Annotated in this window: 16 protein-coding genes; all 16 read left to right on the top strand. The window is 56.1% G+C overall.

Annotation, left to right across the window (positions count from 1 at the left end; all coding sequences use genetic code 11):
• Positions 1–140 precede the first annotated feature (140 nt).
• The 16 genes from nadA to lysS all read left to right on the top strand — a co-directional run bounded on the left by nadA (position 141) and on the right by lysS (position 14,436).
• Complete coding sequence (gene nadA, locus PKO02S_RS24495) at positions 141–1,079, top strand: quinolinate synthase NadA (RefSeq protein WP_127587112.1); 939 nt, start codon at positions 141–143, stop codon at positions 1,077–1,079.
• 36 nt (positions 1,080–1,115) lie between these two features.
• On the top strand, positions 1,116–2,726 hold the full coding sequence (nadB, locus tag PKO02S_RS24490) for an L-aspartate oxidase (protein ID WP_127587110.1): 1,611 nt from the start codon (positions 1,116–1,118) through the stop codon (positions 2,724–2,726).
• Positions 2,719–3,597, top strand: a complete 879-nt coding sequence (gene nadC, locus PKO02S_RS24485) for a carboxylating nicotinate-nucleotide diphosphorylase (protein WP_246067324.1) — start codon at positions 2,719–2,721, stop codon at positions 3,595–3,597. Before nadB ends, nadC begins: the two co-directional genes overlap by 8 nt.
• Positions 3,594–4,358: a type III pantothenate kinase gene (locus tag PKO02S_RS24480; protein WP_127587108.1), complete on the top strand. Its 765-nt coding sequence runs from the start codon at positions 3,594–3,596 to the stop codon at positions 4,356–4,358. The genes nadC and PKO02S_RS24480 overlap by 4 nt, the downstream gene beginning before the upstream one ends.
• A 27-nt stretch (positions 4,359–4,385) precedes the next feature.
• Entirely contained in the window at positions 4,386–5,261 is an 876-nt protein-coding gene (hslO, locus tag PKO02S_RS24475) for an Hsp33 family molecular chaperone HslO (RefSeq protein WP_127587105.1), read from the top strand.
• A 58-nt stretch (positions 5,262–5,319) separates the two neighbouring features.
• Entirely contained in the window at positions 5,320–6,279 is a 960-nt protein-coding gene (locus PKO02S_RS24470; protein ID WP_127587103.1) for a peptidylprolyl isomerase, read from the top strand.
• 117 nt (positions 6,280–6,396) lie between these two features.
• Positions 6,397–7,335 carry a cysteine synthase A gene (cysK, locus tag PKO02S_RS24465; RefSeq protein ID WP_127587101.1) on the top strand — a complete coding sequence of 313 codons (939 nt, stop codon included), beginning with the start codon at positions 6,397–6,399 and terminating at the stop codon, positions 7,333–7,335.
• Between the two features lie 148 nt (positions 7,336–7,483).
• A complete protein-coding gene (gene pabA / locus PKO02S_RS24460) occupies positions 7,484–8,053 on the top strand; it encodes an aminodeoxychorismate/anthranilate synthase component II (protein ID WP_127587099.1) in 570 nt (189 codons plus the stop codon).
• A 23-nt stretch (positions 8,054–8,076) separates the two neighbouring features.
• Positions 8,077–8,949, top strand: coding sequence for an aminotransferase class IV (locus PKO02S_RS24455; protein WP_246067322.1), 873 nt, complete (start codon positions 8,077–8,079; stop codon positions 8,947–8,949).
• 98 nt (positions 8,950–9,047) lie between these two features.
• Positions 9,048–9,839 (top strand): dihydropteroate synthase, encoded by a 792-nt coding sequence (folP, locus tag PKO02S_RS24450; RefSeq protein WP_127587137.1) that lies wholly within the window; start codon positions 9,048–9,050, stop codon positions 9,837–9,839.
• Positions 9,840–9,845: 6 nt separating this feature from the next.
• Complete coding sequence (gene folB / locus PKO02S_RS24445) at positions 9,846–10,208, top strand: dihydroneopterin aldolase (RefSeq protein ID WP_127587095.1); 363 nt, start codon at positions 9,846–9,848, stop codon at positions 10,206–10,208.
• 3 nt (positions 10,209–10,211) lie between these two features.
• A complete protein-coding gene (gene folK / locus PKO02S_RS24440; RefSeq protein WP_307720039.1) occupies positions 10,212–10,841 on the top strand; it encodes a 2-amino-4-hydroxy-6-hydroxymethyldihydropteridine diphosphokinase in 630 nt (209 codons plus the stop codon).
• Entirely contained in the window at positions 10,793–11,014 is a 222-nt protein-coding gene (locus PKO02S_RS24435) for a helix-turn-helix domain-containing protein (protein ID WP_127587093.1), read from the top strand. The genes folK and PKO02S_RS24435 overlap by 49 nt, the downstream gene beginning before the upstream one ends.
• 2 nt (positions 11,015–11,016) lie before the next feature.
• Positions 11,017–12,033 carry a tRNA dihydrouridine synthase DusB gene (gene dusB, locus PKO02S_RS24430; RefSeq protein ID WP_127587091.1) on the top strand — a complete coding sequence of 339 codons (1,017 nt, stop codon included), beginning with the start codon at positions 11,017–11,019 and terminating at the stop codon, positions 12,031–12,033.
• 272 nt (positions 12,034–12,305) lie between these two features.
• Positions 12,306–12,782 carry a transcription elongation factor GreA gene (greA, locus tag PKO02S_RS24425; protein WP_127587088.1) on the top strand — a complete coding sequence of 159 codons (477 nt, stop codon included), beginning with the start codon at positions 12,306–12,308 and terminating at the stop codon, positions 12,780–12,782.
• A 151-nt stretch (positions 12,783–12,933) separates the two neighbouring features.
• Entirely contained in the window at positions 12,934–14,436 is a 1,503-nt protein-coding gene (gene lysS, locus PKO02S_RS24420) for a lysine--tRNA ligase (protein WP_164821660.1), read from the top strand.
• The last annotated feature ends 211 nt before the right edge of the window (positions 14,437–14,647 follow it).

Raw genomic sequence — 14,647 nt, 5'->3', positions numbered from 1 at the left:
ATCAGCGGCTCATACTAAGGATACATTGTACGCTGCTAACCCGGTTGTTTTGGGATTAGTTAACTCGTGAACTTTTTCACGACCACATTCGGTCGCTTATTACTGGCGTGGATAGATACGGCGAAGGGAAGGGACTAGCGATGGAAGCACTGGCGTTAGAGCGCAAGGCCGAGCAGAATCGGGAACTGAAGAAGCGGATTGAGGAACTGAAGAAGGAACGCAACGCCATTATTTTGGCTCATTACTATCAGCGTGACGAAGTGCAGGAGGTGGCTGATTTCCGCGGGGATTCGTTTCTGCTCGCGCAGAAGGCCGCCCAGACCGATGCCGAAGTGATCGTATTCTGCGGCGTTCACTTTATGGGAGAGAGCGCCAAGATTCTCGCTCCGAACAAGACGGTGATCATTCCGGATGAACGCGCGGGTTGCCCGATGGCGGACATGGTCAACGTGGAAGGGCTGAAGGCGCTGAAGAGGCAGCACCCGAAGGCAGCCGTCGTGACGTATATTAACTCCTCGGCCGAGATCAAGGCGGAGACCGATATTTGCTGCACATCCGCCAATGCCGTGAAGGTCATTCAATCGGTGGATGCCGAAGAGATTATCTGGGTACCGGACAAAAACTTGGGCCATTACGTGTCCCAATACACCGACAAAAAAATGATCATCTGGGAAGGCTACTGCAACACGCATGACATGCTGACCGTAAAGGATGTCATCGAGATGAAGGCGCAGCATCCGAACGCGCAGTTCGTCGTTCATCCGGAATGCCGTCCCGAGGTGGTCGAGCTTGGCGATTTCGTCGGCAGTACGACCGCGATCATTAAGTATTGCAAAGAATCCGACTGCAAAGAGTTCATTGTCGGCACTGAAGACGGCACCGGATACCAGCTTCGTTTGGACAGTCCGGACAAAACCTTTCATTTCGCTACTAAATTCCTGGTGTGCCCGAACATGAAAGTGAACAACCTTAAGAAAATCGTTCGTTGCATGGAAACCATGCAGCCTCAAATTTACGTACCGCCTCAAGTTGCGGAGAAAGCACGATTGTCCTTAGAGCGCATGCTGCAAGTCAAGTAGCATGCGCTACTCTCTTGCCCGACGAAGGGGAATGGTATGATACCACGATATTTAGTCGATTTCTCGTTGGATAAGCTGCCCCGCGTACAGACGGACGTCATCGTCATCGGCGCGGGAATTGCCGGTTTATTCACCGCCATTCGCGCCAGCGAACGTCACAATGTGCTGATGATCACGAAGAAGTCGCTCCTCGACAGCAACACCCGCTACGCCCAAGGCGGCATTGCGGCCGTCATCTCGGACGAGGACTCGCCGGAGTATCATCGCCAAGACACGCTGATCGCCGGAGCCGGGCTATGCGATTCGGACGCGGTCGACGTATTGGTGCATGAAGGGCCGGAGGGCGTCCAGGATTTGATTCAAATGGGGACGCAGTTCGACATTGAGAATGGGGAATTCGCGCTGACCAAGGAAGGGGCGCACAGTCAGCGACGCATTCTGCACGCTCATGGCGATGCGACCGGTGCGGAGATCGTAAGAGCGTTGTCCGAACGGACGAAGCTCAGCAAGCAGATCCAAATCTGGGACGATCACATCGTACTGGACCTGATTACATATGAGAACGAGTGCAAGGGCGTGCTGGTGCAGAAGCCGGACGGCTCGCGATTGTTCGTGCAGGCGAACGCCACGATCTTGTGCACCGGCGGCACCGGCCAATTATATCGTTACACGACGAATCCCGACATCGCGACCGGGGACGGGATCGCTATGGCGTATCGGGCGGGTGCGGTCATTCGCGACATGGAGTTCATTCAATTCCACCCGACATCCCTCTGCTATCCAGGCGCGCCGCGTTTCCTCATCTCCGAAGCGCTTCGTGGAGAGGGAGCCGTACTGCGCAACATTCGCGGTGAACGCTTCATGGAGAAGGTGCACCCGATGCTGGAGCTGGCTCCACGCGACGTGGTTGCCCGAGCGATCGTTCGCGAGATGGAGCTCACGAAGTCAACGTTCGTCTATATCGACATCACGCATGAATCGGCGGAGATGGTACGGCACCGGTTTCCGAACATTTACGAATATTGCCTCACCTATGGTCTCGATCTGACGTCGGACTGGATTCCGGTCGCGCCGGCGGCTCATTACATGATGGGCGGTATTCGTACCGATCTGAACGGGCAGACTTCCATAGAGCGGCTCTATGCTTGTGGGGAAGTGTCCTCTACAGGTGTACACGGGGCGAATCGGCTGGCGAGCAACTCGCTGTCGGAAGCGATCGTGTTTGGCCGTCGGATCGTGGAGCATATCGCGAGCTTGTCGGAGCAGAACCAGACATTCGATCTGGCCGAGAGCAGCCATCGTCCGGAAGGACCGATGCAGGCGATCGTGGAGAAACGACTCAAGCTCCAGAAAATTATGCTGCGTTACGTTGGCTTGGTCCGCAATGGACGGGGATTGGAGAAAGGCATTGAGGAGCTCAAGCGTCAACTCAGCGTCTTCGAATCTTGCCTGACCAAACGAGAAGAAATCGAGTTCGCGAATTTGCTGACATGCGCCTTGCTCGCTTCCGAATCAGCCTTGATCCGTGAAGAGAGCCGCGGCGGCCATTACCGCGAGGATTTCCCCGAAAAGGATGACCTGATCTGGCGCAAGCATGTACTCATACAGCGCGACCACGGGTTTACGGAGGAACGAATCCATGACTAAAAAATATTTCATGAATATGGAACTTTTGTCCAAGCAGGTACGTCTATGGTTAGAGGAAGATATAGGGACCGGGGACATCACCACGACGACGACCATACCTTTAGACCGCCGGTCTAAAGGTATTATTCATGTCAAAGACAACGGCTTGATCGCCGGGCTGCCGGTAGCCGCACAAGTGTTCCGCATCGTAGATCCCGAGCTTGTGTTTGTGCCGAAAGTAGAAGAAGGCGTCTACGCGGAGAAGGGAACCATCCTCGCGGAGGTGAGCGGCAGCACGCGCAGCATCCTACTCGGTGAACGGCTCGCCTTGAACCTGATGCAGCGAATGTCGGGCATTGCCACACGGACGAACCAATATGTGCGCGCTATCGAAGGATTGCCTACCCGGCTGGTGGACACGCGCAAGACGACTCCGGGACACCGCATGCTGGAGAAATACGCCGTCCGTGTGGGGGGCGGTCATAACCATCGGTTCGGCCTGTACGATGCGGTGATGATCAAGGACAACCACATCAAGGGCGCTGGAGGTATCGAGCCAGCCGTCCGCGCCGCGCGCGAGGGCATTCCGCACACAATGAAGATCGAAGTCGAAGTGGAGTCGTTCGAGCAGCTAGAGCAAGCGTTGTCCGCAGGCGCCGATATTATCATGCTCGACAACATGAGCAACGCCAATATGACGGAAGCGGTTCGCCGCGTTCGTGCGGCCGCGCCTCATGTTATCATCGAAGCGTCCGGTTCGGTCACGCTGGAGACGATTCAAGGCATCGCCCGTACCGGCGTGGACGTTATCTCGGTCGGTCGGCTGACTTACTCCGTACCGGCGCTGGACATCAGCCTGGACCTCGACGCCAAGAAGGAGAGCGGTTCATGATTTTGGTCGTCGATGTGGGGAATACCAATATGGTGCTCGGCATCTACGAGGGCAAGCAGCTGCTTCATCATTGGCGGCTCAGCACCAATCGTTCGGCCACGGTTGATGAGTATGGCTTGCAGATTTACAACCTGTTTCAATATGCCGGAATTTCGGTCAAGCAGGTCGACGGGGTCATCATCTCCTCAGTCGTGCCGCCGATGATTCACATCTTGGAGAAGATGTGCCACAACTATTTGCACCAGAAGCCGATGTTCGTCGGTCCTGGAATCAAGACCGGGTTGAATATTCGTTATGAGAACCCCAGGGAGGTTGGCGCCGATCGGATCGTCAACGCAGTGGCGGCGATCGAGCTGTACGGGCCGCCGCTGATCATCGTCGATTTCGGTACGGCGACCACCTTCTGCTTCATAGACGACAAAGCGCAGTACATAGGCGGGGCGATCGCGCCAGGCATCGGCATTTCTACGGAAGCGCTGTACCAGCGGGCGGCCAAGCTGCCGCGCATCGAGCTCGTCAAGCCGAAGAGCACGGTGGGACGGTCGACGGTCACCTCCATGCAGGCTGGCATCGTATTCGGCTACGCGGGCCAGGTGGACGGGATCGTCCAGCGCATCGAGGAAGAATTCAAGACGAAGACCAGGGTCATCGCCACCGGGGGCCTGGCGGAGCTTGTAGCGGGAGAGTCCCGAACGATCCAGATCGTCAATCCGCTGCTGACGCTGCAAGGACTTCAGCTCATCTATGAACGCAATACATAATGGAAATTCATTTGGAGGATCACGAATATGCAGCAAGATTATTTGATCCGCGCGACCGCTCTGAACGGTCAAGTACGGGCGTTCGCCGCCAACATGACCGGCATTCTGGAGGAGCTGCGCGCTCGACATCATACAACCCCGGTTGCTACAGCCGCCCTCGGACGCACTTTGACCGCAGGTGCGATGATGGGCGCCATGCTGAAAGGGGAGGAGAAGCTGACGATCCGCGTCAAGGGAGACGGACCGATCGGCCAAATCGTCGTAGACGCGAATGCGTCGGGCGAAGTGCGAGGCTATGTGGACGACCCGAGCGTGGAGCTGCCGCTTAACGCCGTCGGCAAGCTGGATGTGTCCGGCGCCGTAGGGCGGGAAGGGTTTATCTACATCATCAAGGATTTGGGGTTGAAGGAGCCTTATTCCGGCAGCACTCCGATCGTGTCAGGCGAACTCGGAGAAGATTTTACTTACTACTTCGCCAAGTCGGAGCAGACGCCTTCGGCGGTCGCTCTAGGCGTCCTGGTCGATACCGACCGTACGGTCAGGTGCTCCGGCGGGTTTATCATTCAATTGCTCCCGGGCTTGTCCGATGACGAGATCGGGGAGCTGGAAGCGCGCCTCTCCGGGCTCCCTCCCGTTACGACATTGATGGATGAAGGCAAGTCTGTGGAAGAAATATTAGAGGTGCTTCTGGACGATGTCGTGATCCGCGACCGGATGGAGCTGAAATTCCGCTGTAAATGCTCGCAGGAGCGGGTAGAGCAGACGCTGCTCAGCTTGGGCCGGGATGAAATCCAAGGCCTGTTGGAGGATCAGGGGGAAGCCGAAGTCGTCTGCCATTTCTGCAACGAGAAGTACCATTTCACCGGGGAAGAGCTGCAAGGGCTGGTGGAGCAGCTATCCTAACGGCAAACCAATCATATAGAAACGGCTATACGCCGATGGGATAAGAGGAGAACTAGGGATGAGGAGCGTTAGACTGCTGTGGATCGTCATTGTCTGCCTGCTCGCCTGCATACTGGCCCTGACGATGTTATGGAGTGCCGCCTTGCGCGCCAAGAAGGGAGCTGAGCCTCCGAACGGAGAGCAGCCCGGCGGGAATGGCGCTTCCATCGATGAGCAGCAAGCGGTCGCCACGATTGGAGGCAAGACGATCCGGTACGGGGAGCTGCGGTCGCGGCTCGAAGAGCGTTACGGCGCGGAGCTGTTGGATCAGTTGATTGAGCGCGAAGCGATTCGGCAAGAGGCGGAGGCGCTGCAGGTTACGGTCAGCCCGGCGGAGATCGATAATGAGCTGGCGCGGATGCAGCAAGGGTACGAGAGCGAGCGGGCGTTCTATGCCTCCATGAAGGAACAGATCGGGCTGACGAGGTCGGAGCTGGTCGAGGACGTGTACTACAAGCTGCTGCTGGAGCGGCTGGCGATTCGCGGGATTCAGGTAACGGATGGCGAGGTGCAGACGTACATCAAGGAGCATCCGGAAGAATTCAAGAGCTTTACCCAGTACCATTTGTTGAAAATCGAAGTGAAAACGAAAGAAGAAGCGAACAAAATCATTGCCGATTGGACAAAGGGGTTCGACTTCGGCGTCTTGGCCAAGGAACGGTCGACGGATAAAGCGACGGGAGCTGGCGGCGGCGATATCGGCTGGGTGGAGGAAACCGATCCGTTCGTCCCTGCTTCGATTACCCAAGCGGCACGTGCGCTGAAGATCAATGAATTGAGCCGTCCGATCGCGTTGAAGGAAGGGTTCGCCGTCATTCAGCTGGTAGGCAAGAAGGAAGTCAACAAAACGATCGACGAGACGACCAAGGCGTTCATCCGCAACGAGCTGGCGCTGCAGAAGGCCGTTCCGTTGAAGGAGCTGGCTCAATCGATTCGGCAAAAGCATAAGGCAACCGTCCTGCTCAAGCAATTTCAATAAATTGGCTCCGCCTGTATAAATTGTGGTTGACAATGAATAGGCCCGATTGATAAGATGGAACTAATAATACCGACAATTTTACTCGGATTAAAGCGACGAACTTGGGAGGGTTTAGCAATGGCCAAATTGGTTCAAAGCGTTACTCAGTTGATTGGAGATACACCGCTTGTTAAATTAAACCGTGTCGTACCGGAAGACAGCGCTGAGATCTATGTGAAGCTCGAGTACCAGAACCCGGGTGCGAGCGTGAAGGACCGGATCGCGATCAGCATGATCGAGACAGCGGAGAAGGAAGGCAAGCTGAAGCCAGGCGACACGATTATAGAGCCTACGAGCGGCAACACCGGGATCGGTCTCGCGATGGTTGCGGCTGCTAAAGGATATAAAGCGATTCTGGTTATGCCGGAAACGATGAGTATGGAACGCCGCAACCTGCTTCGCGCCTACGGTGCCCAGCTCGTGCTGACGCCAGGACCGGAAGGCATGAAGGGTGCGATCAAGCGGGCGGAGGATCTGGCAGCCGAGAATCCATCCTACTTCATTCCGCAACAGTTCAAGAACCAGGCCAATGTGAAGATTCATATCGAAACGACCGGTCCGGAAATCGTGGAAGCGATCAACGGCCACGACGGCAAGCTCGACGCGTTCGTCTCCGGTATCGGGACCGGCGGTACGATTACAGGCGCCGGCTCGGTGCTTCGCGAGCATTTCCCGGACATCCAGATTTATGCGGTTGAGCCATCGGCCTCCCCGGTTCTGTCCGGCGGCAAACCAGGCCCGCATAAGATCCAAGGCATCGGAGCCGGCTTCGTTCCAGATATTCTGAACACGAATATCTACAACGAAGTCATTACGGTCGACAACGATGACGCGTTCGAAACTTCCCGCCGCGTCGCGAAGGAAGAAGGCATTCTGGGAGGCATCTCGTCCGGCGCCGCGATCTTCGCCGCTCTGAAGGTAGCGAAGCAATTGGGCAAAGGCAAGCGTGTGGTTGCAATCCTGCCGAGCAACGGCGAGCGCTACCTGAGCACGCCATTGTATCAATTCGAAGATTAATCCGTATATCGGGTATACTAGCGTTAATCCGGCGCCCCTCGCCTCGAGGGGCGCATTTATCTTTCTCCCGTTCTAGAGAGTGGATTGACTCCGGCGGCATTATGACATTAAATAGAACTAATAGCGAGACATGGGGAGCTGAGACGAGATGATACTGGTTATCGACAATTACGATTCGTTTACTTACAATTTGGTGCAATATTTGGGCGAGCTCGGGGAAGAGGTTGTCGTGCACCGCAACGATCAAATTACACTGGAGGAGATCGACGCGCTGAAGCCGTCCCATATCTTGATCTCGCCGGGGCCATGTACCCCGAACGAGGCGGGCATCAGCCTGGCGCTGATCGAGCGCTTCAAGGGCGAGATCCCGATCCTCGGCGTATGCCTCGGCCATCAATCGATCGGCCAAGTATTCGGCGGCGACGTGGTGCGGGCGGACAAGCTGATGCACGGCAAGACGTCGGAGATTCATCACGACGGCCGCTCGCTGTTCGCGGGCATTCCGTCTCCCTACACGGCTACCCGCTATCACTCCTTGATCGTGAAGCGCGAGACGCTGCCGGATTGCCTGGAGATTACGGCGGAGACGAAGGAGGGCGAGATCATGGGCCTGCGGCACAAGGAGTACCCGATCGAAGGGGTGCAATTCCATCCGGAATCGATTATTACCGATCACGGGCATAAGCTGCTGGGCAATTTTCTCGCCATCGGCCGATGAAGCTCTCGTGGAATGGTGTGTTGGTGGACGAACAGGAAGCCGTGGTCTCGGTATTCGATCACGGTTTTTTGTATGGGATGGGGCTGTTCGAGACATTCCGGACGTACGGGGGAGCGCCGTTCCTGCTGAAGGAGCATCTGGAGCGGCTGGAGGAAGGCTGCCGATTGCTTGCGATCGACTACCGTCCGGATGAAGACTGGATTCGGCAGCAAGTAGCCACGCTGCTGGAGGCGAATGGACTGGAGGACGGCTATGTTCGCCTGTCGGTATCGGCCGGGGCGGAAGCGCTTGGACTTCCTACGGAACCGTACACCCGCCCGAACGAGTGTATTTATATGAAGGCGCTCCCGCCGCGGGACATGCATGAGGTGCTGCGGGGCAAGCCACTGCAGCTTCTTCATACGCCGCGCAGCACGCCGGAGACGCCGGTTCGGTTAAAATCATTTCATTACATGAACAATATAGAAGCCAAACGAGAACTGTCCGGGTATCCTTGGGCGAAAGGCGCCGAAGGGCTGTTCCTGGATGCAGGCGGATATGCGGTGGAGGGCATCGTAAGCAATTTGTTCCTCGTTCGCGAGAGGCGCCTCTGCACGCCGCACCCGCAAACAGGGTTGCTGTCTGGCATCACAAGAGCCTATGTGCTGGACCTGGCGATGTCGATCGGTCTGCCGGTCGAGGAAGGGTTATACACGTGGAGTGATGTGATCGCTGCCGACGAAGTGTTCGTCACAAGCTCCATTCAGGAGATCGTCCCGATCCGTTGCGCGTTCGACCTGGAAGGGAACGAAACGCTCATCGGTGAAGCTGCTGCTGCCGGTGCGGGTACCTGGACACGGCGGCTTATCGACGCTTATGGCCATACTGGCGGGAGGAGAGGAAACGAATGGAGTTGAATAACGGGCCGACTACGCGCGTATGGAGGCCTACCCCCCTTGCCTCGGCCCTGCTTCCTGGAAGCGGGGTTGTTCCTTGCCGCAACTTGTCGCTTGATATGCGGAACGTGACGCTGATCATGGGGATTTTGAACGTGACGCCTGATTCTTTCTCCGATGGAGGCTCGTATTCGACTGTAGATCTAGCCGTGAAACGAGCGGTGGAGATGGTCGAGCAAGGAGCCGATCTGATTGATGTCGGCGGCGAGTCGACACGGCCCGGAGCGGAGAGAGTGACGCTTGAGGAGGAGCTGGCTCGCGTCGTGCCGGCGGTAGAGGCGCTTGTGCGAGCGGGTTTGCCGGTTCCGATTTCCGTCGATACATACAAAGCCGAGGTGGCGCGTCAGGCAATGGAAGCGGGCGCTCATATCGTGAACGATATATGGGGCTTTCAAGGCGATTCGGGTCTGGCGGAAGTGGCGGTGCGATTTGACTGTCCGGTCGTCTTGATGCATAATCGCAAGACGATGGATTACACCGATTTTCTGACCGACGTGGTGGAAGACCTTCGCCGGAGCGCGAAGCTTGCGCTCGAAGCGGGGGTTCAGCCGGACCGCATTATCCTGGATCCCGGCATCGGCTTTGCCAAGACGTACGAGCACAACTTGCTGCTGCTGCAGAACTTGTATCGCGTGGCGGAGCTCGGATACCCGGTATTGCTAGGTACTTCGAGAAAATCGGTCATTCAGAAGACGCTCGGCCTCCCGGCGCATGAGGTGCTGGAAGGGACGGCCGCGACGGTTGCGTTAGGAATTGTTCAAGGCTGCAACATTGTGCGCGTGCATGACGTCCGGGAGATGAAACGGGTCGCCCGCATGACCGACGCCATACATACAAGCGGAAGGAGTTGAGGCGCGATGGATCGGATTGAATTGAAAGGGATGCATTTTTTTGGGTACCATGGGGTCTACCCGGAAGAAAACAAGCTGGGGCAACGGTTCCTGGCCGATGTCGAGCTGTGGATGGATTTGTCGGAGGCCGGGCGTACGGATGAGCTGGAGACGACGTGCAATTATGCCGAAGCTTATGAGCGGGTGAAAGCAATCGTAACGGGTCCGCCTTATCGCCTGATTGAAGCGCTGGCCGAAGCCATTGCATCCGATCTGCTGCATCAGTATACTAGGGTAAATGAAGTGACGGTGCGATTGACCAAGCCGCATCCCCCCTTCGGAGCCATTTTCGACGGGGTGACCGTCCATATTCATAGAAAGCGGGCCTAAACGGTGAATACAAGCGAGTTTCAACCCCCATCTGCATCTCGGTCGGATCCTGTTCCGGCACCTGTATCGGCGACTTCGCCCTATTTGGCCTATATCGGATTGGGCTCGAATTTGGGGGATCGGGAGCGTCATCTGACGGACTCGCTTGCGCTGTTGGTGCGGCATCCGGAAGTAGGGGCGGCTGGCGGCTCTCCCATGTACGAGACGGATCCGATCGGCTATCTGGAGCAGGATTCGTTTCTGAACCAAGTGGTCGCGGTGCGAACGTCGCTGGAACCGGAAGCGCTCTATCGGTTAATGGCCGAGACGGAGCTTCGATTGGGACGAACCCGAGACATTCGATGGGGACCCCGTACGCTCGATATGGATATGCTGCTCGTTTGGCGTTCGGAGCCCTCTGATCCTGCCGCAGGAGCTTGGTTGACGTTCGACACCGACAGCCTGACCGTGCCGCATCCGAGGATGCTGGAGCGGGCTTTCGTGCTCATTCCCCTGGTGGATTTGGTTCGAAGGCTGCAGCCGGAAGAGGCTGGTTGGCTGGAAAGGCATCTGGATAAACTGGAAGGAAAGGGAGGCGTCCAACTATGGAAAAAAATCAAATCGCTCAACGCGTCCGAGCATTCCGAAAGTTGAAGGGCTTTACCCAAGACGAACTCGCCCAGCGCATGGGCGTTTCTATAGCAGTACTAGGCGCGATTGAACGGGGGAGCCGCAAGGCGGAAGCCAAGATGATCGAGAAAATCGCCGCTGCGCTCCACATTGATCCGCTGGAATTGTCCCCTGTTCTGAAGGAAGGAGAAAGGTAGTTATGCTTCAGATCGGCAATGTATCTACGAATAACAACGTCGTGCTGGCCCCGATGGCGGGAGTTTGCAATCCGGCGTTCCGGCTGATCGCCAAGGAATTCGGCTGCGGCCTCGTTTGCGCGGAGATGGTGAGCGACAAGGCGATCCTCCACGGCAATGCACGGACGAAGGAGATGCTGTTCGTCGACGAGCGCGAGAAGCCGCTTAGTCTGCAAATTTTCGGCGGAGATACCGAGACGCTTGTAGAGGCGGCCAAAGTGGTCGACCAGCAGACGAACGCCGACATCATCGATATCAACATGGGCTGCCCGGTGCCCAAGATCACGAAATGCGATGCCGGCGCCCGTTGGCTGCTGGACCCGGAACGCATCGAGAAGATGGTCAGCGAGGTCGTGAAGGCAGTCAGCAAGCCGGTTACGGTCAAGATGCGGATCGGCTGGGACGACGAGCATGTGTACGCGTTGAAGAATGCCAAGGCGGTGGAGAACGGCGGCGGTTCCGCAGTCAGCGTCCATGGCCGCACGCGGGTGCAGATGTACACGGGCAAAGCGAACTGGGACATTATTAAGGAAGTAAAGGATCACGTCTCGATTCCGGTCATCGGCAACGGCGACGTGTTCACGCCGGAGGATGCTCATCGGATGCTGCGGCATACGGGCTGCGACGGAGTGATGATCGGCCGGGCGGCGCTCGGCAATCCTTGGATGCTGTATCGTACGATCCAGTACTTGACGACGGGCGAGCTGCTTCCCGAGCCGATTGCGGAGGAGAAGATCCGAATCGCCACGCTTCACCTGGACCGACTCGTTGCGCTCAAGGGCGAGCACGTTGCTGTCAAAGAAATGCGCAAGCATATGGCTTGGTATTTGAAGGGGCTTCGGGGTTCCGCTCGAGTCAAGGACGTGCTGATGGAGCACACCCGTCGCGATCAGATGGTCGAGACGTTGCAGGAATTCGTGCTGAACGGAGATTTCGGCGACGGCGACGTGTCGGCGGACGAGCCGGTTTTGGTCCATTAATACCATGGTCGATTCGGTGCCTTAAGCAGTTGGATGGAGCGCTTTCAATTCGGTGTTAGGCCGTATTTGGCGCGGATTGGCTGTCATTGACATTTCCAACGGGTTGCAATATAATCATCCAATAGATGATTGGGCTTCCGGCTAACCATATGTTCCAGTATGTCATCTTGGGCAACCGTGGTTAATATATTAAATCAGTGAATTCATACGATTTGGATCTCTTCTGATGAATCCCAGTATGAAAATCTTCACATGACGGGAGATTTGTTGATATGTCGGAGAAGGAAGTCATTCTAACTCAGGACGGCTTGAAGAAGCTTGAAGAAGAACTGGAGCACCTCAAGTCTGTGAAGCGCCGCGAGGTGGCGGAACGGATCAAGGTCGCGATCGGTTATGGCGATATTAGCGAGAACTCGGAATATGAGGATGCGAAGAATGAGCAGGCTTTTATCGAAGGGCGCGTCATCACGCTCGAGAAGATGCTGCGCAACGCCCGCATCATTAATAATGACGAAGTCGATACCGACACGGTCAGCGTCGGTTCCATCGTCACCATGTTGGATCTCGAATTTAACGAAACCGTTGAATATACAATCGTAGGCACGGCTGAATCCGATCCGCTGCACAACAAGATTTCCAACGAAAGTCCGGTCGGCAAGGCGCTGCTGGGCAAGAAGAAAGACTCGGTTGTGGATGTGCAAGTTCCGGCGGGCGTCATCCAATATAAGATTATCGACATTAAGAAGTAACGGCCTCAAGGAAAGATGGCTCCGCCGACCTTGCGGGACTCGCTTTCCGTAGGAATGGTACCGTCAGCGGAGAACTACTTTCTGACATTCTTAGAAAGCTTCCTTCGGAAGCTTTTTTGTTTATATAATACGGAAACAGGGAGTGAGATCATTGAGTCAAGAGGTGGAATTGAACGAGAACGAGCTGCTGGTGATCCGGCGGAACAAGCTGGACGAGCTTCGCAAGCTGGGTGTCGATCCGTTCGGGCAAAAGTTCGAGCGTACTCACCAGGCCAAGACGATCCTGAACGACTTCGATCCGATGTCCAGCGAAGAGCTGGAACAGCGGAAGGAACCGGTGGCGGTGGCCGGCCGGATTATGCAGAAGCGGAGCATGGGCAAGGCTAGCTTCGCGCATATCCAGGACTTGAGCGGCAAAATCCAGATCTACGTGCGGCAGGATGCGATTGGAGATACCAAGTACCGGGCATTTGACATTCTCGATATCGGTGACATCGTCGGTGTTCGCGGTGTCGTATTCAAGACGAAGACCGGCGAAACTTCCATTAAGGTCGAGTCGCTCGAGGTGCTGTCAAAGTCGCTGTACCCGTTGCCGGAGAAGTTTCATGGGCTGAAAGACGTCGAGATGCGCTATCGCCAGCGTTATGTCGATTTGATCGTCAATCCGGAAGTGCAGGAGACGTTTATTATGCGTTCCCGGATCATCCAGGCGATGCGCCGCTACTTGGACCTTCATGGGTATCTCGAGGTGGAGACGCCTACTTTGCATACGATCGCAGGTGGAGCGGCCGCGCGTCCTTTCATCACGCATCATAATGCGCTGGACATGCAGCTGTACATGCGGATCGCCATCGAGCTTCATTTGAAGCGGTTGATCGTCGGCGGGCTGGAAAAGGTGTACGAGATCGGTCGAGTGTATCGCAACGAAGGGATTTCCACGCGGCATAACCCGGAGTTTACGATGATCGAGCTGTACGAAGCGTACGCGGATTATCTGGACATCATGCGCTTGACGGAAAATTTGATCGCCCACTTGGCGAAGGAGCTGCTCGGATCGACCGAAATTCAGTACCAAGGACAAAGCGTCAGCTTGGCTACGCCTTGGCGCCGCGTGTCGATGGTGGATGCCGTGAAGGAAGCGACGGGCGTCGACTTCAGCGCACAGATCAGCGACGAGCAGGCTCACGAATTGGCCAAGCAGCACAAGGTGCCGGTTGAGAAGAACATGACGGCGGGGCATATCCTGAACGCGTTTTTCGAGCATTTCGTCGAGTCGACGCTTGTTCAGCCTACTTTCATCACGGGCCATCCGGTTGCGATTTCGCCGTTGGCGAAGAAGAACGATCAGGATCCGCGGTTCACGGATCGTTTCGAGCTGTTCATCGTCGGCCGTGAGCATGCGAATGCGTTCACCGAGCTGAACGATCCGATCGATCAACGCGAGCGGTTCGAGGCGCAGCTGGTGGAGCGCGAGCAAGGCAACGACGAGGCGCATGAAATGGACGAGGACTTTATCCGCGCATTGGAGTATGGCATGCCGCCGACAGGTGGACTGGGCATCGGGATCGACCGTTTGGTGATGCTGCTGACCGACTCGCCATCGATTCGCGACGTGCTGCTGTTCCCGGTTATGCGTGATCGGAGCGGCGAATAAGTGAAGTTGCGTTTTTCTGAACGTCCGGCTCCTGCTGAAGCTAGTCTTTGGCGGCAATCGGGCGTTTTTTGCTAGATTTTATTGGCGTATAAATTTTGTGTAAAAAAGGGTTGCAATGGTGCTGGCCCCTGTGGTATCTTATAAAGGTCGCCGCTGAAAGCGACGACAAAATGTTACAAAGATTGTTCCTTGAAAACTGAACAACGAGCGT

Source organism: Paenibacillus koleovorans NBRC 103111 (assembly GCF_004000845.1).
GTDB classification, from domain to species: Bacteria; Bacillota; Bacilli; order Paenibacillales; family NBRC-103111; genus Paenibacillus_AA; species Paenibacillus_AA koleovorans.
The sequence above is the reverse complement of the archived record's forward strand: the minus strand, read 5'-3'. Positions and strand labels throughout refer to the sequence as shown.